General features: G+C 62.8%; 19 protein-coding genes and 1 tRNA gene. 12 read left to right on the top strand and 8 right to left on the bottom strand.

Annotation, left to right across the window (positions count from 1 at the left end; all coding sequences use genetic code 11):
• Positions 1-14: 14 nt before the first annotated feature.
• From AB4Y81_RS18670 to AB4Y81_RS18660, 3 genes are all read left to right on the top strand, one after another.
• Positions 15-167 (top strand): hypothetical protein, encoded by a 153-nt coding sequence (locus AB4Y81_RS18670; RefSeq protein WP_018779902.1) that lies wholly within the window; start codon positions 15-17, stop codon positions 165-167.
• A 382-nt stretch (positions 168-549) separates the two neighbouring features.
• On the top strand, positions 550-855 hold the full coding sequence (locus AB4Y81_RS18665) for a hypothetical protein (RefSeq protein ID WP_227453687.1): 306 nt from the start codon (positions 550-552) through the stop codon (positions 853-855).
• Positions 856-899: 44 nt separating this feature from the next.
• Positions 900-1,244: a hypothetical protein gene (locus tag AB4Y81_RS18660; protein WP_055974199.1), complete on the top strand. Its 345-nt coding sequence runs from the start codon at positions 900-902 to the stop codon at positions 1,242-1,244.
• Positions 1,245-1,472: 228 nt separating this feature from the next.
• Here the strand turns inward: AB4Y81_RS18660 and AB4Y81_RS18655 are convergent, their stop codons facing one another.
• The 6 genes from AB4Y81_RS18655 to AB4Y81_RS18630 form a co-directional block, all read right to left on the bottom strand.
• On the bottom strand, positions 1,473-2,903 hold the full coding sequence (locus AB4Y81_RS18655) for a hypothetical protein (RefSeq protein WP_156369792.1): 1,431 nt from the start codon (positions 2,901-2,903) through the stop codon (positions 1,473-1,475).
• A gap of 172 nt (positions 2,904-3,075) precedes the next feature.
• Entirely contained in the window at positions 3,076-3,357 is a 282-nt protein-coding gene (locus AB4Y81_RS18650; protein ID WP_441996467.1) for a hypothetical protein, read from the bottom strand.
• On the bottom strand, positions 3,354-3,662 hold the full coding sequence (locus AB4Y81_RS18645) for a hypothetical protein (RefSeq protein ID WP_441996465.1): 309 nt from the start codon (positions 3,660-3,662) through the stop codon (positions 3,354-3,356). Before AB4Y81_RS18645 ends, AB4Y81_RS18650 begins: the two co-directional genes overlap by 4 nt.
• The gene (locus AB4Y81_RS18640; protein WP_441996464.1) at positions 3,655-4,344 is read right to left on the bottom strand and encodes a helix-turn-helix domain-containing protein; all 690 of its coding nucleotides are present in this window, start codon (positions 4,342-4,344) and stop codon (positions 3,655-3,657) included. The genes AB4Y81_RS18645 and AB4Y81_RS18640 overlap by 8 nt, the downstream gene beginning before the upstream one ends.
• 798 nt (positions 4,345-5,142) lie before the next feature.
• Positions 5,143-5,219, bottom strand: a tRNA-Thr gene (locus AB4Y81_RS18635).
• Positions 5,220-5,366: 147 nt separating this feature from the next.
• The gene (locus AB4Y81_RS18630; RefSeq protein ID WP_018779880.1) at positions 5,367-6,245 is read right to left on the bottom strand and encodes a DsbA family protein; all 879 of its coding nucleotides are present in this window, start codon (positions 6,243-6,245) and stop codon (positions 5,367-5,369) included.
• A gap of 176 nt (positions 6,246-6,421) precedes the next feature.
• Between AB4Y81_RS18630 and AB4Y81_RS18625 the strand changes: the two genes are divergently transcribed.
• The 5 genes from AB4Y81_RS18625 to AB4Y81_RS18605 all read left to right on the top strand — a co-directional run bounded on the left by AB4Y81_RS18625 (position 6,422) and on the right by AB4Y81_RS18605 (position 13,090).
• On the top strand, positions 6,422-7,918 hold the full coding sequence (locus AB4Y81_RS18625) for an alpha,alpha-trehalose-phosphate synthase (UDP-forming) (protein WP_064723542.1): 1,497 nt from the start codon (positions 6,422-6,424) through the stop codon (positions 7,916-7,918).
• A complete protein-coding gene (otsB, locus tag AB4Y81_RS18620; protein WP_039239857.1) occupies positions 7,908-8,705 on the top strand; it encodes a trehalose-phosphatase in 798 nt (265 codons plus the stop codon). The genes AB4Y81_RS18625 and otsB overlap by 11 nt, the downstream gene beginning before the upstream one ends.
• Positions 8,706-8,911: 206 nt before the next feature.
• Positions 8,912-9,994 (top strand): ABC transporter ATP-binding protein, encoded by a 1,083-nt coding sequence (locus tag AB4Y81_RS18615; RefSeq protein WP_018779877.1) that lies wholly within the window; start codon positions 8,912-8,914, stop codon positions 9,992-9,994.
• 88 nt (positions 9,995-10,082) lie between these two features.
• Complete coding sequence (locus AB4Y81_RS18610) at positions 10,083-11,678, top strand: beta-N-acetylhexosaminidase (protein WP_441996462.1); 1,596 nt, start codon at positions 10,083-10,085, stop codon at positions 11,676-11,678.
• A complete protein-coding gene (locus AB4Y81_RS18605; protein WP_018779875.1) occupies positions 11,675-13,090 on the top strand; it encodes a DUF4032 domain-containing protein in 1,416 nt (471 codons plus the stop codon). Before AB4Y81_RS18610 ends, AB4Y81_RS18605 begins: the two co-directional genes overlap by 4 nt.
• A gap of 63 nt (positions 13,091-13,153) precedes the next feature.
• Here the strand turns inward: AB4Y81_RS18605 and AB4Y81_RS18600 are convergent, their stop codons facing one another.
• Together AB4Y81_RS18600 and AB4Y81_RS18595 are read right to left on the bottom strand one after the other, a co-directional pair.
• Positions 13,154-13,855 (bottom strand): GntR family transcriptional regulator, encoded by a 702-nt coding sequence (locus AB4Y81_RS18600; RefSeq protein ID WP_229778712.1) that lies wholly within the window; start codon positions 13,853-13,855, stop codon positions 13,154-13,156.
• Between the two features lie 34 nt (positions 13,856-13,889).
• On the bottom strand, positions 13,890-15,356 hold the full coding sequence (locus AB4Y81_RS18595; protein WP_413308145.1) for a chlorohydrolase family protein: 1,467 nt from the start codon (positions 15,354-15,356) through the stop codon (positions 13,890-13,892).
• A gap of 160 nt (positions 15,357-15,516) precedes the next feature.
• On the opposite strand from AB4Y81_RS18595, the gene AB4Y81_RS18590 reads away from it, so the two are divergent.
• The 4 genes from AB4Y81_RS18590 (at position 15,517) to AB4Y81_RS18575 (ending at position 20,472) form a co-directional block, all read left to right on the top strand.
• Entirely contained in the window at positions 15,517-16,551 is a 1,035-nt protein-coding gene (locus AB4Y81_RS18590) for an ABC transporter permease (protein WP_235338879.1), read from the top strand.
• 64 nt (positions 16,552-16,615) lie between these two features.
• Positions 16,616-18,340 carry an ABC transporter substrate-binding protein gene (locus tag AB4Y81_RS18585; RefSeq protein WP_039239854.1) on the top strand — a complete coding sequence of 575 codons (1,725 nt, stop codon included), beginning with the start codon at positions 16,616-16,618 and terminating at the stop codon, positions 18,338-18,340.
• Between the two features lie 84 nt (positions 18,341-18,424).
• Positions 18,425-19,423, top strand: a complete 999-nt coding sequence (locus tag AB4Y81_RS18580; RefSeq protein ID WP_441996458.1) for an ABC transporter permease — start codon at positions 18,425-18,427, stop codon at positions 19,421-19,423.
• On the top strand, positions 19,420-20,472 hold the full coding sequence (locus AB4Y81_RS18575; protein WP_039239850.1) for an ABC transporter ATP-binding protein: 1,053 nt from the start codon (positions 19,420-19,422) through the stop codon (positions 20,470-20,472). Before AB4Y81_RS18580 ends, AB4Y81_RS18575 begins: the two co-directional genes overlap by 4 nt.
• Positions 20,473-20,476: the final 4 nt, after the last annotated feature.

Below are 20,476 nucleotides of genomic sequence, written 5' to 3'. Positions count from 1 at the left end.
CAAGGAGGATCACCATGGGTGGAATCGCCGCCTGGCACCTCATCATTGCCGCAGTAGTCATACTCGTTCTCATCGTCGTGGGAGTGCTGATCTACATAGCCAAACGCGGCATCCCGAAGGGCATCGCACGCCGTGCTGCCCGCGGTAACGCAAAACGAACCCACTGACGGTCCCTATACGCAGGAGTCAAAGGCGACGGAGAGATCCTCCGTCGCCTTTGACTCCGCAGACCGGCCGTCTGCTTCAGCTCGAATGACAGCTACGTATTCAAGCGAAATGCTGTTAGCGAATCCAATTGGTGGTGGAACCAGACAGGCATAGTTTTGAATTGGAAGCCCCGCCGGTCCCCCATCGGCGGGGCTTTCCTGCGTGGTGGCTAGAATCAAACACACAAGAGCCTGAGGGGGCAGCGCCATTAAGAAGCCAAAGTTCGCATTCCTAGTCACGACGCTCGCAGTTAGTTCGTTTCTCGCGGGTTGTTCCGGCGAGGCACCCGGTTTCAAGGCGCTCGAGCGTCAATCCACAGCGAGCGACAGCCTTCCCGACGGTGTGAATTTCGGGCCCGACACAAACCTGAGCAAAGTACTTTTGGTCGCCGAGGCCAACGGTAAGAAATTCTTCCTCGGACAGGATGAGGAAGGGCTTACCTCATGCCTCGCTGTCTATCCCGTTGAAAACCCCGCCGGCTGGCACGCCAGTTGCGCAGGAAAGGGTTCAGGACGTGGAGAGATCCTGAAGGCGTCAGGGCCTGACCAGAAAACATCCATTCTCGTCCTAGACGGCTACGACACCAAAGACCTGGAAGCTTCCGGCTTCACCAAGGTACACGCCAACATTCTGGTCTCGAATAGTTAAGGCACGTCGGCTCGGCGCGAGTTGTTTAGAAAGCTTGGCCCGCCATGCACCTGGTTCAGCACATAGACGACGCGGTCGACCGCTACTGGACCGTGGACGTGAAGATCATCGGCATCTGGGAGAACGGACCGGCCGCCTGCGTAGTGCACCGCCGCTCCATGGACCCAACCACGATCCTGGGCCACCGGTTCGAGTTCACGCCCACCTCAGCGGACGGCACCATCGAAGGCTACGCGCGGGACATAGCGATCAATCTTGCCGAACCCCTAGGCACACTTGCGGCCACCACCCGACAGGACGAGCACGGCATCGTCTGGGTCGTCATCCCCGCGGACCGGCCAACACCGGAGCCGCCTGCCGAGGTCTTGGAGAAGCTCGGCGATCGGTAGGACGTTAGTTCACTTCACCACAGCAGTTTGAGGCTGACGACATCAACTGTCGGCCTTGAACGCTGCCAAGGAAGCAGGGGTCATCTTCGGCCCGCTCATGGCCCTGATCTTCATCCCGTTCTACGCAATCAGCCTCATCCTGTCCGACCCAACAGCGGACCGAGGCCGTCCGCAGAGCCATCTACTGGGCCGAGCACGCCACCGGTCAGTAGTAGTCAGGCGCAGACCTCACACGCAGCGGTCGTCGAGTTCGGCGTTCCAGATGGCGTCCTCGTTCTCCTGGATGTGCAGCCGGATGTCCCACGCCTTCGAGTGGCTTCTCCGGTCCGGCGCAGCCACCTCCTTGGGGCCTGCCTGAGCGATGGTGTTCTCCCAGTCCACGAGCTCCGATGTCAGTTTCAGGTCTGTCGTCATGCGGACCATCTTGTCCAGCGCCAGTGTGTAGTAGACGCCATCGGATGGCTGGTCGAACGGGTACAGGCCCTGGTCCTTGTAGAGCTTCCGGATGACGGCCATCTGCTTCTTGTTCGGATAGAACGCCTTGTAGACGGACATACCGTTGAACTTCTCGTACTGGACGCTGATGAACGCCGCCGTGTACTCACGCACCGCTGCCGGCGCTTCCAGCAGTGTCGGGGCGACCAGGACACTGAGTCGCGGGTTGGTGATCTCAAACGTCGGGTAGGCCAATGTCCCATGCTCATCGAGGCCTACGCTCAGGGATGCCTCCGCCGGATGAGAGCTGTACCGCTGCAGGCTTTGCTCAAATTCGGTCCGGGCGTCATCCCAAGGGGTGGGCTTGGCAAAGCGCTTGTACCCGGTCATCGGGAACGTCGCATCATAGGGCGGGTATTCGACGCCGGACGGGTGGAGCTGCTTCCATTCAACCGGCTCCTGGCAGACCCGTTGGGTCAGATCCTCGTAGCCTGCTCTGGCTTCTGCCAAGGTGTATCCGAGCCGTTCCCGGGAATCCCCAAGCAATTCGATCATCACTGCGCGGCCGGTCGGGACGTAGAAGTCATCCTCGAACGGCTCCAGTCCAAGCTGACGGCAGTACTCGACGAGCATCTCGTGGGTGAACCGGTCCGTCGTTTTCGGTTCCTCGTACTTGGACGTGTCCTCGAAATCGTAGGGCTCGCCATTCTGGTTGAATTTCCACGGCTCAAAGTTGCTGAGGCTCAGGAACCGCTTCAGCCCTTCCTTGTCGTGGACTGTGAAGGTCCGTGAACCCCAACGGCCTCGGCCTGGTTCATCGTCGAACCGTTTGATGTTCCGGGGTTCGTCCTCGACCTCGACAGTAGTGATTCCGCGGGCGTCCGGGAAATGCATGTGAAGGGCGGCATGAAGGTTGGACCCTCCGCGGGAGTTGTCCACGATGGCAGTCCATTCCGGGTTGCTCGTCTCCAGAAGAAGCCACCGATAGCTCCAGTCGAGGGGTAGGAGTTTCTCGAAAAGTTCGGGAAGCGTGCCGTTCAGTTCAGTGACACCAACCCCTGTCCCGCCTTCCGTCGGACGGCCTTGAGCCCACACCCGCCACTCGTGAGCGCTGTCGTCCAAGGGCAGGTTGATGAAACCCATCCGGGTGGTGATCGGCGCCCATTCATTGCCCAGCAATAGCTTCGCTGACAACTTTTGGGCAGGTGTTTGACGCGGTGGCACTATGAGTTCCCTTCCTGAACGGGCGATTGATCGCCCCGACAGCATGCATGCTGCCACATCAAGCCCTTCAACTTTGACATGCGTAGTTTCAGGCTGCGCTTTGCTCTTACGTCAAATAACAATGGCCGGGATTTTATGACCATTGTTTTTAGACAGCCGCTCCTCGACGTTGTCAGCCGGATTTGAGGCGGTTGGCTGGCGGCAGGCTGTGATTGGCGGCAAGTATGCGCAGCGCGTCTATCGCCGGTGTCCGGTCGACCGGGTCCAGCAGCTGCCACGATCGGTGCCCCGGATCGGCCAGCTCTTTGTGCAGGGAAAGAACCCGTGACCTATCGCTGCCCTTCATCTGGGCCGCCGTGCCCAGCGGTGTTCTGATGGTCGCGCAGAGGACGACGGCATCATCGAGGTGCCGATCCCTGTCGCGGGAGTCCTCGCGGTAGGCCGCGCCTTTCAAGACCAACGCCCCGAGGGCATTCGGGATGCTGATGAGTACCGGTTCGTCGTCGTCGCCGCACCGGTCTCGATGTGCAGCACAATGTCGACAGACGCCGTTGGCCTGGAGACGGCAAGACCGGCGGCCGCAGCGTGCAGTTGCACCATGAGCCCACCGACCAACGTCCATTGGGTGGACGGCAGGGCACGGGCCAGTTCCACGCACTGTGGCCATGGTGTTCCCCAGCCTCCAGGAGGCACAGGCACGTCCCAGGTCTCGCGGTCATCTTCCGCTTCGGCGACTGCGTCCAGTTCAGGTTCAGACATGGAGCAGTTCGTTGATGACGCGTTGTCCGGCGCTGCGTTCGCGGGTTGCCAGTGAGTCCATGAGGTCCACGGCGATCGCTGCCACCAGCGCCCGGCCGTCGGCAAAGGGTTCATCCAAATCGACTTCATGAATGATGGCGTTGCCGTCTGGATCTTCAACCAGGCCGAACGCGTCCGCGAGGGCGGATACGTCGCCGATCATGACATAGCCCTCTGCAGTCCCGCTCCCGCCGGCCATCCCGAAGGTCCCTGCAATGGACTCCTCGCGCATGGCCGAGGCGCCACTTGGGATCAGGTGGTCGCTAAGTGCGGCCAGCCCGTCCGAAGTCGCCCTATAGCGATGGGTTATGTCCTTGTTCCGGGCAAGAACACGAACGGCGTCGGCGTCCAGCTCACGCAGTCGCCTCTTCAACCGGGACTTCTCCGAAGCGCTGATCCAGGTGGGGTTCTGGCCAGAGAGCAGCGCCAATGCAGCCCAAGCAATCCTGGCCGTCCAGGCGCGGCCGCGACGGGTACCGGCCAGGGCCAGGCGCTCCACCGACTGACGATCGATGAGCAGCATACGGCCAGCCCTGCCACTGGCCGTCAACTGGCCAGAGCCGAGCAGGCCATGAACGGACGCGCGGGTGATACCGAGCCTCTCCCCCACCTCCGCGACGGTCATCCCGTTCATGTTCTGCATACACTAAACCATACCTAGGTAAGGATATGTGTCAATACTAGGAGCCACTGCAGTGTGCGTCCTGCCAATCCTGCGGGCCCGATACTGAGTGCGAAGATTGAGGCCAGATGAAAGGGCTGTGGTGGGGAAGAGCAGGCCAAAGGCATGGGGCATTGTTGTGCGCCTCGATACGGGCGAGACGCTCTATTACTACCTGCACCCCAGCCGGCCAGGAGACCGCTGACAGCTTCAAGTCTGGTCTCTCGCGTCTGTCGTCGCACGTTCAAAGTGGGGTTGGCTGCGCGGTTGTGGCTTTGCCCTTGGTCGAACCGAACTTGCTGTACGTCCGAGTGGCCCCGTCCCAGCCGCGGAACCTGCAACTGGCCCGCCACTTCCCTGTCGTCTCGTCCTTCGCGGCGCTGATCGTTCCCCAAGTGCCAATCGGCAGGCTGGACCTTCCCATCAGGAGGTCCCGTTCAAAGGCTCAGAATCAGTCCGGTACTTGGCCGTCCTTCGCACACTGCCTCTGCAACTCTGATGCTTCGACGCGTCGGAAGTACAGCCGGCACAGGTGTTGTTCCTGGTATCCGCCGGAATGGGTTGACACCTGCCGACGGTCTTATCTGTATCCCTGAGCGTCCCTACGTTGTCTCGGTCCGTCGTCGCCCTCAGGGCCTTCTTCTCTGACTGCATGGTTCCCTCTATGCAGCTGGGGAGCCCGCTGGTGTCGTCTGCCTTCTTGAAAACGTGTAGTGCCCTGCATTTCAGACACGAAAAACCCCTCCATCCCGGGCAAACTCGCCGGAATGGAGGGGTTCGTGGAGCCCCCTGTCGGATTCGAACCGACGACCCCCGCTTTACAAGAGCGGTGCTCTGGCCAACTGAGCTAAGGAGGCACGCTCCGGCTACCCGGAACCATGCGCGAAAGAGCGCTAGATAAGGTTAGCCCAGACCATCCCCGTCAACGAAATTTGCCTGAGCAACAACGGCCGGCCACCTCAACGAGAAGGTGACCGGCCGCCGTCGTGATGTCAGATAAAGGCTTAGCCCTTTGCCGTGATGGCGGTCTGGATCTCGGCGTTCAGGTCAGTGGAACCGTCCCACTGCTTGCCGTCGACGAAGATGGTCGGCGTGCCGGTGATGCCGATTGCGGCTGCTTCTTGCGTGGCAACCTTCACCCAAGGACGGAACTGCTTGCTGTCCACGCACGAGTCGATGTTGGCGGCGCCAACCTCAGTGGCCATGGCTTTCAGGTCCTTGTCGGAGATGCCTGCGCTGCCTTCGGCCGGCTGGCGTTCGAAGAGCAGGTTGAAGAAGTCCGCATACTTCTCCGGGGAGGTGTTCGCTACGCATGCTGCGGCGTTGGCTGCGCGGGATGAGTAGTTGGTGGTGGACTGCAGGTCCAGGAACCCGAGGGGACGGTATTCGAGGGAGATCTTGCCTTCGTTGCGGAGGTTGGTCAGGGACTCTCCGTAGGTGGTCTCGAACCGCTTGCAGACGGGGCAGATGAAGTCGATGTAGGCGATCACCTTGACGGGCTTGCCGGCCTCAGCTTCGCCGCCGGGCACGGTCACCGTGGCGGGCTTGGTGGCGGGAGCGGAGGGGACATCGGCGACGTTGACGCTGCCGGGCTCCGACTTCACCACTTCGCTGCCAGCCAGCAGCGTGACGCCGCCGTGGACGTTGCCGTTGGCCGGCGTCGGGCCCTGGTCTGCAACCGGCGCGTTGTTCTGGATGTTGCCGATGACCACCGCGGCGATTATGGCAATGATGACGACGATGGCAACCACGATGCCCCAGCCGACCAGAAGCTTGTTGCGCTTCTCCTTCTTCAACTGTTCTTCGCGGATTGCTCGCGCTTTTTCCCGTGCCTGGGCGGTGCGTTCAGCCTTTGACAGGCGGGATTCGTTTGCGGGGCTCATCAGTTCCTCGGGTTACTCGACGTCGTAGTGAATAGCTAGGGCAACGGGGACAGTTTACGGGAGCCAACTTGGAGCTCTACCGCGCACCCGTCCTCCCGGTAGTTGAACGATCAACCGCCGGGGAAGATTCCGCTAGTAGGCTGGGAGTTGAGTCACAGCAACCCCAGGGAGCATTGATGCAGGATTTGGCAAGCGAGAAACTCACAACCGAAGAAGGCGTTCGGGCTTCCCCCGTCAAGAAGCCCACGGCAACCAAGTTCGATTTTATGGTGGTCTCCAACAGGTTGCCCGTCGATCGGATCAGCGACGACGGCGATGAGAAGGACGGCTGGCGCCGCTCGCCAGGCGGCCTGGTGACGGCGCTCGCGCCGATGATGACCAAGTCCGACGGCGCGTGGGTAGGTTGGCATGGCGCTCCGGATGAGACCGTGCGCCCGTTCAGCCATGAGGGCATGGACCTGATCCCCGTACAGTTGAGCAGCGATGACGTTGAACTCTTCTACGAGGGCTTCTCCAACGCGACCATCTGGCCGCTCTATCACGACGTCATCGCACCGCCGGAGTTCCACAGGACCTGGTGGGATTCGTACCGCAAGGTCAACAGGAAGTTCGCCGACGCCGTAGCCCGGCACGCAGCACAGGACGCCACTGTGTGGGTGCAGGACTACCAACTCCAACTGGTTCCGCGCCTGTTGCGGGAATCCCGGCCGGACCTCAAGATCGGCTTCTTCAACCACATTCCCTTCCCGCCGCCGGAGATCTTTGCCCAGCTGCCGTGGCGCCGCGAAATCATCGACGGCCTCCTTGGCGCTGACCTGCTGGGCTTCCAACGCCCCAGCGACGCCGGCAACTTCATGCGCTCCGCCCGCCGCTTCCTGGGCGCCAGCGTGAAGCAGCAGCAGGTTCATGTGAAGGGCCCGGACGGGGAAGTGACCCACATCGCCAGGGCGCAGGCGTTCCCCATCTCCATTGATGTGGACCAGATCCGCGAGCTCGCCGCCAGGCCGGACATCATTGAGCGGGCCCGGCAGATCCGCACGGACCTGGGCAACCCCAAGACCATCCTCTTGGGCGTGGACCGGCTCGACTACACCAAGGGCATCCGGCACAGGCTCAAGGCTTTTGAGGAACTCCTGGCGGACGGGCATATCAAGGTAGAGGACGCTACCCTTATCCAGGTGGCCAGCCCCAGCAGGGAGCGCGTGGAGCAGTACAGGCTTCTGCGCGAGGAAATCGAGGGCACCGTAGGCCACATCAACGGCACGTACGACACCATCCAGAACACGGCCGTGCGCTACCTGCACCACAGCTACCCGGTGGAAGAGATGGTGGCCCTGTATCTGGCTGCGGACGTCATGTTGGTGACGGCCTTGCGCGACGGCATGAACCTGGTGGCTAAGGAATACGTCACGGCCCGTTCCGAGGACGACGGCGCACTGGTCCTCAGTGAGTTCGCCGGCGCAGCCGATCAGCTCAAGCAGGCCCTGCTGATCAACCCGCACGACATCGACGGCCTCAAGTCCACCATCCTGCGCGCCATCAATCTCTCCCCGAAGGAAGCACGCCGCCGCATGAAACTGATGCGCAAGCAGATCCTGGACCACGATGTCGATCATTGGTCGGCCGAGTTCCTGGCCGCCTTGGAGGAGAAGGTGGTTCGTGATGACAGCTGAGAACCTGTCGCTGTCACCGGAACTGTTGGACGCCGTCCGTCGTATTTCCGGCACGGAGCACCTGCTGGTGGCGTTGGACTTCGACGGAACCCTCTCGCCGATCGTCGACCGGGCCGAGGACGCGCGTCCCCTTCCGCGTTCGGCTGCAGCGCTTGCGAGCCTCGCCGAACTGCCACGCACGACGACGGCACTCATCTCCGGCAGGGCCCTGGACAGTCTGCGGCGGGTCGCCTCTCCCCCGGCCAACACGCTGCTGATAGGCAGCCACGGCGCCGAGGTGTGGCTGGGCGAGGGATCCCTGGGCCTGGAATTGGATGAGGACCAGCGGAAGAAACTGGCTGCCGTCCGTGAGGTGCTTGCCGAAATCGTGAACATCGCCCCCGGGACGGTCCTCGAAGACAAGCCTGCCGGGGTGGTCCTCCATACCCGGATGGCCGAGGACGACGTGGCGGAGGACGCCGTCGAGGCCGCCACGCGGGTCCTGGGCGACTATCCGGGGGTGTACCTGAAGACGGGGAAGCGGGTGTTGGAAACCTCCGTGGTCCACGCTTCCAAGGGCGAAGCCGTGGAGTTCCTCCGCCAGGCGACAGGTGCCACGGCCATCCTGTTTGCCGGGGACGACGTCACGGATGAAGACGCCCTGGGCAGGCTCATGGGTGATGACGTCGGCATCAAGGTTGGCTTGGATTACACCCAGGCACAGTACCGGGTGGAGGCTCCCGTCCACGTGGCGGAGTTGCTGGAAGCGCTTTTGCGCGAGCGCCGACGGGTCACCGCGGAGGCCTGATATGTGAGCAGTTGCATATGTGATGTTCGTAACATTTAGGTAGTTAGTCAAAAAGTCTGACATACTCTTGGTTGTGATGTGACGCACAGTACCGTGCGGCGTTACACGATCCTCCCCGGCCTCAGGCCGGGGAGTTCAACTGAAGAAAATGAACCATTCACAACGGATCGTCCGGCACGTACCTGCCGGTGAAGGGATTGATAACTGTGGCTACAGTTACTTTTGATAACGCTACGCGTCTGTACCCGGGCACAGATAAGCCCGCCGTCGATAAGCTCAACATCGACATCGCCGATGGCGAATTCCTGGTCCTCGTTGGACCCTCCGGTTGCGGTAAGTCCACCTCCCTGCGCATGCTCGCAGGTCTTGAGGATGTGAACGCCGGCCGCATTCTGATCGGTGACCGCGACGTCACGGATGTTCCCCCGAAGGACCGCGACATCGCAATGGTCTTCCAGAACTACGCCCTGTACCCGCACATGACCGTTGCGGACAACATGGGCTTCGCACTGAAGATCGCCGGCGTTTCCAAGGAAGAGCGCGCAGAGCGTGTTCGCGAAGCCGCCAAGCTTCTTGACCTTGAGCAGTACCTGGACCGCAAGCCCAAGGCTCTCTCCGGTGGTCAGCGTCAGCGTGTTGCCATGGGACGCGCAATCGTCCGTAACCCGCAGGTCTTCCTCATGGATGAGCCACTTTCCAACCTTGACGCCAAGCTCCGCGTCCAGACCCGTACGCAGATCGCATCCCTGACCCGCCGCCTCGGCGTCACCACGGTTTACGTGACGCACGACCAGGTCGAGGCCATGACCATGGGTGACCGCGTTGCAGTCCTGAAGGACGGTCTGCTCCAGCAGGTTGACACCCCGCGCAACCTGTACGACCGTCCGAAGAACGTCTTCGTTGCAGGCTTCATCGGCTCCCCGGCCATGAACCTGCTGGAACTGCCGGTCGTCGACGGCGGCGTCCAGTTCGGCGGAACGGTTTACCCCGTGCCGCGCGACGTTCTCCAGGAAGCCCACGGCCAGACCGTTACCGTTGGTTCCCGTCCGGAAGACCTCGAGACCGTCGGCAACGGCGAAGGCCTCCAGGTTGAGGTTGACGTGGTTGAAGAACTCGGTGCCGACGCTTACGTCTACGGCCACACCATCCTTGATGGCAAGAGCCACGACATCGTCGCACGCGTCGACGGCCGCCGCCCTCCGATGAAGGGCGAGTCCATCTTCGTTCGTCCGCAGTCCGGCCACGTGCACCTGTTCGACACCAAGACGGGCCTGCGCCTGGGCGACTAATCGCGTCTGTACGTTCCGCATTGTGATGGCGGCCCGACCCTTCCGGTCGGGCCGTTATCACGTTAACCTTCTTCCCGGAAAGAACGGCATGAACACCACAGATCACCTGATTCCCCGGCCCTCCCACGTCGCACCCCAGGACGGCCCCGCTTTCACCCTCTCCCCCGGCGCCAGGATCGCGGCCGGCCATGCCGCCGCGCAGCCCGCTGAACAGTTGGCCGCGCTGCTCCGCACCGCCACCGGCTTTGCACTGCCGCTGGTTGAAGAACACCGCCCAGGAGATATCGCCTTGGAGTTGGTGGATTCGTTCGACGGCGGCCGTGAGGCTTACACACTGACCGTCGCCGAGGATGGCGTCCGGCTTACCGCCTCCACCCCTGCCGGCCTGTTCAACGGACTGCAAACGCTCAGGCAGCTATTCCCCGCAGCGATCGAAGAAACCGACGCCGCCCAAAACCGCGACGCCGGCACCTGGGTGGTTCCCGCCGTCGAGATCCTCGACGCTCCGCGCTTTGCCTACCGCGGCCTCATGCTCGATGTTGCCCGCAACTTTCTCACGGTGGAGGAGGTCAAGGAGCAGATCGACGTCATGACGCAGTTCAAGTTCAATGCCCTTCACCTGCATCTGACCGACGACCAAGGCTGGCGGATCGAAATCCGCCAACCGGAAGAGAACCCGTCCGGCTTGGACTACAGCAAGCTGACCGACGTGGGCGGGCAGGGAGCGGTGGAAGTCGCCACGGCAGTTCCGCCCCGCGGCAAGTCCGGTTTCTACACCCAGCAGGATTTCAAGGAACTCCAGGCGTACGCCGCTGTCAGGAACGTCGTCGTCATTCCGGAGATCGACCTTCCCGGACACGTCAACGCCGCCCTCGCGGCCATTCCGCAGCTCAACCCGGACGGCGTCGCCAAGGACATGAGCACCACTGCCGACGTCGGCTGGTCAACACTGGACGCCTCACTCCCGGCCACCTACGAGTTCGTAGCCGAGGTCCTGGGCCAGCTTGCCGCGATAACCGTTGGCCCCTACCTGCATATCGGTGGCGACGAAGCATTGGTAACGGGGCACCGGAACTACCTCGACATGATGCAGGAATTTGCCCGCTTGGCTTCACTCACCGGAAAGACCGTGGTGGGCTGGAACGAGTTCGCCGAGGCAGAGCTTCCGAACGGGGCCGTGATCCAGTACTGGTTCGGAGATCTGGAAGCGATTGTCCAGCAGGCTGATACCAGCACACCCACAGTGATCATGTCGCCGGCAGCCAACACCTATCTGGACCAGAAGTACTCCCCGGAGAATCCTGTTGGCCTTGAATGGGTCAAGGGCGGCCCCTTCACCTGGGCCGAGTACTACAACTGGGACCCGGCCCAAGGCGGCCTGACGGACAAGCAGATTCTGGGTGTCGAAGGCCCCCTCTGGACCGAGACCGTCCGCAACAACCAACAAGCACAGTGGTTGCTCTACCCACGGGCCATCTCGCTGGCGGAAGTCGCCTGGACCGGCCAGGAGTTGCGCAACGCCGGTGACTTCCGACGTCGGCTGGGCGCCTTTGGTGAGCGCCTCGCCAAGCAGGGCGTCGTCTTCCAGGAGGCCCCCGACGTCGAATGGTCAGCCCCGCCGCTGAACCCCTTCACGGACGCGGGTGCGTCCGCTTCCCCTGAATACGGAACAATTGAGGCATGAGCGAGCAAAACGAAGCCCAGTGGCACGACGAACCCACCGACTACGGGCAGATCGGCAAGCTCCCGCGGACCGAGGCTGCCAGCGCGCAGGATGCCGCCCCTCCGGCAAGCGTCATCGGTTCGCTGAACATCACGGCGGCAACGGCAGATCCGGAGTTGCTGGATCTGCCCTGGCACATTGCGTTGGAGGATTGGCCGGCTGAGAACCTTGCCGCCCTTCCCCGCGGTATTTCCCGGCACATTGTCCGGTTCGCCCACTTGGGCGGTTCGGTGATCGCCATCAAGGAAACGTCGGAGCACGTTGCACGGCACGAGTACCATATGCTGCGCAAACTGGCGCGGCTGGATGTGCCCTGCGTGGAGCCCGTAGCCGTCATTACCGGACGCACCACGGCGGACGGCAGGCCGCTCAATCCGGTACTGGTGACCCGGCACCTGAAGTTCTCCATGCCTTACCGCGCCCTGTTTTCGCAGATGCTCCGCAAGGACACCCTGACACGCCTTATTGATGCGCAGGCCCTCCTGCTGGTCCGCCTGCACCTGATCGGCTTCTACTGGGGCGACGTCTCGCTGTCCAACACGCTGTTCCGCCGTGACGCAGGTGCCTTTGCCGCCTATTTGGTGGACGCCGAAACGGGCGAGCTCTACCCGGACCTTTCCATGGGCCAGCGCGAATACGACCTTGAGATCGCCAGGGTGAACATCGCCGGTGAGCTCATGGACCTGCTGGACGGCGGCCTCATTGAGGAGAAGGTGGATCCTGTAGCCACCAGTGAGCTGATCATGGGCAGCTACCGCCGGTTGTGGACTGAACTGACCGAGAAGGAATCCTTCGAACTGGGCGAGCGCTGGCGCGTGGGTGCACGCATCCGGCGCCTCAACGAGCTCGGCTTCGACGTTGAAGAATACGCCATCAAGACGACGGCGGACGGCTCCACCATCCAGCTCCAGCCCAAGGTGGTGGACGCCGGGCACCACCAGCGGCGGCTGCTGCGCCTGACCGGTTTGGACGCCCAGGAGAACCAGGCCCGCAGGCTCCTGAACGACATGGACCAGTTCCGGGCCGACAACAACCCGGACCTGGACGAGGAAATCAGCGCGCACATCTGGGTCAGCCAGATCTTCGAGCCCATTGTCCGCTCCATCCCGCGCCATCTGGCGGGAAAGCTGGAGCCGGCAGAGGTCGTTCACGAGGTCCTGGAACACCGCTGGTACATGAGCCAGAAACAGGACAGGTACGTGCCGTTGGCTGAAACCGTGCAGTCCTACCTGGACACTGTGCTGCAGCACCGCCGTGACGAGGCCGCCATCATGTTGAACCCGGACACGGAACTGCTCAAGATCCTTGAGGTCGAGGTGGAGGAGTCAGGCCGGTACGACGACGAGGACGAGTACCCGGACGCCGACGACTAATGGAGTTTTTGTACAGTTAACGCCCCTAAGACGGCTCCTAAAGGGCGTTATCTGGACAAAAACTCAGGGTTCCAGGGTTTCCGCGAGCCCGTTCAGCACGGGCTCGCGGCCCAGCTCGATGTGCGAGTACGCCAGTGAATAGGCCAGGTCCGGCTTGCCCTTGAGGATCGCGTTGCAGAGTTCCGTATGCTCGTCGCGTTGGAGTTCGTTGCTGCGGTTGTGCGTGAGCCCGAAAATCCAGCGCATCCGCCCAAACAGCGGCTTCACGGATTCGATGAGGAGCCTGTTCCCTGACAGGCGCACGATCTCGGCGTGAAGCTCTGCGCTGATCACGGCGACATCCTCGGTCCGGTCCTCGTCGATGGCGGCGTTGGAGGCCTCCATGAGTTCCTCCAACCGGCCGCCGTCGCTGCCCTCGGCCACCCGGGTGGCGGCCATCCTCGCGGCGAAGGTTTCCAAGCACAGGCGGATATCAAAGAGCTCATTGACGTCCGTGAGAGTCAGCTGGCGGACCACCGCCCCGCGGCGCGGGAAGGTCTCCACGAAGCCGTCCTGCTCCAGGCGCTGGATGGCCTCACGGACCGGGATGCGGGAGACGCTGTAAATCTCCGAGAGTTCGCGTTCGCGCAGCCGCACGCCTTGGGCGTACTTGCCCGTGACAATGCCCTCCAGTACCAATTGGTAGACGTTCTCCGCGCGGGCCTCATCATCGCGGCCATTCCCGGTTTCCGGCATCGCCTCAGCCACTGTGGAACTTCCCTTCATCACTGCGTACGCTGCCGCCGCCGGGCGGCGCCGGTCAGCGTTCCAACCGAGCATACACGGGCGGAAACAGCTCATCGGCCGGGCGGTTCCCAAAGTCACGGCTGCTGTAGGCTCCACGCATCCTGTCGAATAATTCCTGCCCCTTGGACCGCCAAAAGGCCAGGTCAACGCCTTCGATCGTCCCGTCAACCATGATGGTCCGGCCTGCCACGACGGACAGCACGGCCTGGCGGGCTGTGCCGTTGAGAAGGAGGGTCCGCAGCGGGTCGTCGTGGACGCCGTCGCGGACGTCTTCCAAGGAGAACGCCACCATGTCAGCCTGGGCGCCGGGCTCAAGCCGGCCCAGGTCCGGGCGCCTCAAGGCGTGGGCACCGCCCAGCGTGGCGGCGTCGAAGTATCCGGCGACGTCTCCGGCGTCGTTGCTTCCGGCGAGGATTTTGGCGAGCTGCACGCCGGCATCGATGCCCCGGATGAGATCGGGCGGAAACGAGTCCGTGCCCAGGGAAATGTTGATGCCCGCGCTCTTGTAGGCGTTGAAGGAGTCCAGTGTGCTGCCGTAACGCATGGAGGTGAGGGGGCAGTGGATGATGCTGGCGCCGCTGTCCGCCAACTGCGCGAGGTCGCCGCGATCCTCGCCATGGACCGCAGGGTTCCTGTCCGTGTAGGTGGCGTGCGGGATCAGGAGCCGCTCGTTGAGGAGGCCTACCTGGTCGAGGAGTTCCAGTGGCGTTACGCCGTGCCAGTCCTGGATGAGTTGTCGCTCCACGAGCCCTTGCAGGGAGTGCAGGCGCACCAGCACGTCCCGCTCGCTGGAAGCTGCGGCAGTGGCTTTGAGTAATTCGATGTCCAGCGTCTCAATGCGGCACGGGAGCAGGACTCCGTTGACCAAGGGATCGTTGAGCTCGTTCGCGTGGTCAATGAAGCGCAAGGCGTCGGCAAGACCCTCACGGCCGCGGTCGTCGTCGAACATGACTGAACGGCTGCCATCGTCCAACACGACGTTCACGCCCGAGCGGTAGGCCGGGCCGAGGTAGCCGCGCAGGCCCAGCCGCCGGCTTGTCTCCGCCATGCCCGCCAGCTCCTCGAACGATTCCGCCCATTCGGAGTGCACTTCGGAGGCGATGGGCATGTAGGTGGTGATGCCGTGCAGGACGAGTTGGATCAGGGCGTACTGACGGATCTGTTGGCGTTCCCCGGCCGTGAAGACATCGGTGCGGCGGTTACGGAAATAGTCCTCGGACCACTGGTGGCCTTTGGCCTGCTCAGCGCCGGCCCAGCTGTCCAGGATGAGGTGGTCGATGTCGGTCAGGGCATCGAGATCGATCAGGCCGGGCATGAGCAGCGCATCCCCCATGTGCCGTTCCTCGTCCACAGGACCGGTGAAGTCATGGCCCACGAAGTCGATGGTGTGGCCGCTGTAGACCACGCACGCGTTTTCCAGCAGCACGTGATGTCCGTTGTGATGGCCCAGCACGTAGCGGGCGGTGACCTTTGTGCGCACGTCGTCTCCTGTTTCCTGTCCCGTCCGGACAACTCGTATTACTCTCTGGTATTCCAAACAGTACATTATTTGTGATTTACATCGCATGAATCCTGCTCTAGTCTATTTTGGTATACAAGAACTCCGGAGCAAGCTCCTGATCACGAAACGAGCAGAACCGTTGACCCAGATACAGTCCGTCGAACCAAGTACCGGCAGTCCGCCGCTGCCTCCGGCAACGACGCCGGAAGGCAAAGTGGCGGCACCTGCCGAAGCCCGCTCACTGCTCGCCACCGCATGGATGCGGATCCGGCGCAGCAAGGTGGCACTTCTTAGCCTGTGCGTCGTGGTGGCAATCCTGTTGTTCGCCATCCTTGCCCCTGTGCTCAGCGCCATGTCCGGCAACGATCCCTATACGTCCAACACCAGCCCCGAAGTGCTGGACGACTTCCAAACACCCGGGCTGCCCCTCCCAGGGTTCATGTACCCCTCAGCGCAGCATTGGTTGGGTGTGGAGCCCGGACTGGGCCGGGACCTCTTCGCGCGGCTTGCCTACGGCGGCCAGGTCTCCCTGACCATTGCGCTGCTTTCCACTGCAGTCTCCGTGGTCCTCGGCACGGTCCTTGGCGCAGCCGCCGGCTACTTCGGCGGCAAGACAGACGCCATCATCAGCCGGATCATGGACCTGTTCCTCGCGTTCCCGCACCTGCTCCTGGTGCTCTCGCTGACGCCCATCCTGCAGTCACGGCTCCGCAATACCCCGCTGGGTGAAGGCAGCTTCCTGCCCATGGCCTCGCTGGTGATCATCCTGGGCTTCTTCGGCTGGGCCTACCTTGCACGCATCGTCCGCGGCCAGGTGCTGAGCCTCCGCGAGCGCGAATTCGTGGAAGCCGCCCGGTCCTTCGGCGCCTCCCACCTCAGCGTCCTCTTCCGGCAGATCATCCCCAACGTCATGGGAGTCGTCCTCGTGTACGCCACCATGCTGATCCCCACCAACATCTCCGCCGAAGCAGCACTGTCCTTCCTCGGCGTCGGCGTCAAGGACCCCACACCGTCGTGGGGCCAGATGCTCAACGCCGCCCAGTCCGGCAACTGGTACCTCAGCGACCCGTGGTTCCTGGCAGTACCGGGCATCATGCTCATCGTCACCGTGCTGGCCTTCAACCTCCTGGGCGACGCCGTCCGGGATGCGCTGGATCCCAAGTCCTCCCGCTGACAAAAAACCCGCCGACAAATTCCGCACCATTCCCCGCATCGCCCCACCCTCTACAAGGAGCATCATGAAAACCCCCGCAAGAGCCCTTGCTCTTTCCGTGCTGATTGCCGTGGCAGCCACCGGCTGCGGCGCCGGCCAAAACCAGCCGGGCAACTCCAAGCCCGCAGAGTCCGTCACCGAGCTGGCCCCCAATGTGGTCAAGTCCGGATTCACTTCCAAGGGCGGAAATCTCAACGTCCTGATGTCCTCCGATTTCCAGACCCTGGACCCGGGCAACAGCAACTACGTCCAGACGGCCAACGTCGGCCAGCTGTACTACCGCACGCTCACGATGGCCAAGGAAACGGCGGGCCAGCCGCCAACGGTGGTCCCGGACCTCGCCACGGACACGGGCAAGGTCTCCGATGACGGCCTCAGCTGGACGTTCACCCTCAAGGACGGCGTGAAGTTCGAGGACGGAACACCCATCACCTCCGCCGACATCAAGTACGGAGTGGAACGCACCTTCGCCCAGGATGTCTTCACCCAGGCGCCGCAGGAGTTGAATGCAGCGCTCGACGCCGGCGGGTACAAGGGGCCGTACAAGGATCCTGCCGCTGTGCTTCAGGCTGTTGAAACGCCCGACGAGCGCACCGTGGTCTTCCACCTGAAGAAGCCCTTCGCCGAGTTCCCGGCCTTGGCGTCGCGCTCCAACACAGCTCCGGTCCCCAAAGCCAAGGACACCAAGCTGGACTACACCAACCACCCCGTTTCCTCGGGCCCGTACATGGTGGAGTCCTACAACCGCGGCAAGTCCCTCAAGCTGGTCCGCAATCCGCACTGGGATCCGGCAACCGACCCCAACCGCTCCGCCCTCCCGGACACCTTCAGCTTCTCGCTGTCCACGTCCCAGGCCACCATCAGCCAGCAGTTGCTTGCCGACTCGGACCCCAACGCCATCACGCTCGACTCCAACGGCGCGCTCCAAACCTCCGACTCCGCAAAGCTGGCAGATGCCAAGGTCAAGGACCGCGTAGCTTCGGGCCTGCTGGGCTGCAACGACGTCCTGAGCCTGAACACCCAGAAGATCAAGGACCCGGACGTCCGCAAGGCGATCGCCTTGGCCCTGGACCGCCAGTCCATCCTGGTGCAGTACGGAGGACGCCGCTTCGGCGAGATCACCCAGAGCCCGCTGAACTCCAAGATGCGCGGCTACGTGGAAACGGAGCTGGAACTGGACCCCACCGGCAAGCCCAAGCTCGAGGAAGCCAAGAAGCTCCTGGAAGGCAAGGACTACCCCAAGACCCTGACGTACGGCTACGCCAACAACCGGGACGCCTTCAAGAACACCGGCACAGTGGTCCAGCAGAACCTCAAGGCCCTGGGCATCGACGTGGAACTGGTTCCGATTCCCGCCCCGAACTACTACTCGGTCCTCGCCAGCGAACAGCTCCCGGACATGGGCCGCTCCGGCTGGTGCGGTGGCGCCGACCCGGCATCGGTCCGCACCTCCGCCGACCCTCTGTTGGGACCGAACAATGAGGGCACCAGCTATGGCTTCTCCAACACCTCCCGTTACTTCGACCCCGTTGTGTCCAAGGCCATGTTCGATCTGCGCAACACGGACGGCACCTCCGAGGAACTTGGCAAGAAGTGGGCAGAGGCCTTCGGTTCTGCCTTGAAGACCTACCCGATCGTCCCGCTCATCCGCAGCCACACGAACAGCGTGGTCGGTTCGAATGTCCGCAATGCCCAGGTGGGCTACTTCTTCGGCGGCATCGACCTCTCCATCGTCGGCGTCGAGCAGTAACCGGGCTTTGACAACCATTCGGGCATAGTCCAGAAGGAGAAGCGGGCCGCCTGCCCCGGCGGGCGGCCCGCAACCACCACCATGATGACTTTCATTCTTCGCCGGACCGGATCGCTGGTCCTGCTGCTTGCCGCCGTCAGTTTCATTACGTTCACGCTCTTCCAGCTCGGTCCGTCCGATCCCGCCGCCGCAGCCTGCGGCCAGGAGTGCACTCCCGAACGCGTGGCTGAAGCCCGCGTAGCCTTGGGCATGGACCAGCCATTCCTTATCCAGTACATCGACTACATCCGCGGCTTCTTCTCCTCGCGCATGATCGGCGCTCCGGGAGCCCAGACGCTTTGCGAATGGCCCTGCCTCGGCAAGTCGTTCCAAACCAATGAGAACGTTGCCGACATCATCGGCCGCTCGCTCCCCTACACCTTCTCCATGGCCATCGGCGCACTGGTCCTGTGGACCATCACCGGCGTCGGACTGGGTCTGCTGGCCGCCCTCCGCAAAGGAACGCCGGTGGACAAGTTCATCGTGGGTGCTGCCTCAGTGGGGGTCTCGCTGCCCATCCCGGTCACCGGCTTGTTTCTGCTGCTCCTGTTCGTCAACCAGCTGCATCTTCTGCCGTTCACCACCAACGAAATCAACAGCCCGTTCGGACCGCAGGGTCCCGGAGCCTGGGTGGCCAACTATCTGTTGCCGTGGATCGCCTTGGCTGTCCTGTTCAGCGCCTCTTACATCCGCGTCACCCGAACCAACATGATTGAAACCTTTGGCGAGGACTTCATCAGGACCGCCCGCGCGAAAGGACTGGCACCCCGGACGGTCACGTTCAAGCACGGCGTCCGTGCCGGCATCACCCCGGTTGTCACCATGCTCGGAATGGACATCGGCCTCCTTCTCGGGGGCGCGGTCCTCACTGAACAGATTTTCTCCGTCCCGGGCCTGGGCTTCACGGCAGTGCATGCGGCCATCTCCGGCGACCTTCCAGTCACCATGGCCATCACCATGCTGGCCGCGTTCTTCGTCATCGTTGCGAACGTCGCCGTGGACCTCGCCTACGCCGCCATCGATCCCCGAGTGAGGCTCCAATGACCCAGCTTCAGACCAACACCGCGAGCGCTACTGCCGGAAGTACAGCAACCGCTGCTTTCCTTGAAGTCCGCGGTCTCACAGTGAAGTTCCCTACGGATGACGGCGTTGTCTCCGCAGTGAACGGCATGGACTTCGCCCTGGAACGTGGCGAGACCCTGGGCATCGTGGGTGAATCCGGATCCGGGAAGTCCGTCACCAGCCAGGCCTTGATGGGCCTGCTCAAAGGCACCTCCGCGCAGGTGACCGGGCAGGCCATGTTCCAAGGCAAGGACCTGGTGACGCTGCCCGAGTCCGCCATGCGCAAGCTCCGCGGCCGCAACATCGGAATGATCTTCCAGGATCCACTGTCGGCACTGCACCCCTTCTACACTGTGGGCCACCAGATTGCCGAGGCCTACCTGGTCCACAACAAGGCGAGCAAGAAGCAAGCCCGGGCAGCCGCCGTCGACATGCTGGGAAGGGTGGGTATCCCCAGCCCGGAGCAGCGCTTCGACGAGTACCCGCACCACTTCTCCGGTGGAATGCGTCAGCGCGCCATGATCGCGATGGCGCTGATCTGCGAGCCGGAGCTGCTGATTGCCGACGAACCCACCACCGCCCTGGACGTGACTGTCCAGGCGCAGATCCTGGACCTCATGTCAGAGCTCCAGGAGGAAACGAACTCTGCGCTGATCCTCATCACGCACGACCTCGGCGTAGTGGCCGAGGTCTGCGACAACGTGCTGGTCATGTACGGCGGCCAGTGCGTCGAGTCCGGGCCGGTGGACGACATCTTCTACGACACCCGGCATCCATATACCCTGGGCCTGCTCAACTCCATGCCCACGCTGAACAGCGCCGCGGGCCGGCTGAACCCGATACCCGGCCAGCCGCCGTCGCTCCTTGACCTGCCGAAGGGCTGCATCTTCAGCGCACGGTGTCAGTACGCCGAGCTCGTCGGCGACGGCGTCTGCGCCAAGCAGCGTCCGGAGCTGACAATCGACGACGGCCACGGCCAACGCTGCCACTTGAGCGGCCCGCAGATCATCACCATCCGGAATTCGCGTTAGGACC

The sequence above is a fragment of the Paenarthrobacter sp. TAF1 genome (assembly GCF_052113825.1).
Lineage (GTDB): Bacteria > Actinomycetota > Actinomycetes > Actinomycetales > Micrococcaceae > Arthrobacter > Arthrobacter nicotinovorans.
The sequence above is the reverse complement of the archived record's forward strand: the minus strand, read 5'-3'. Positions and strand labels throughout refer to the sequence as shown.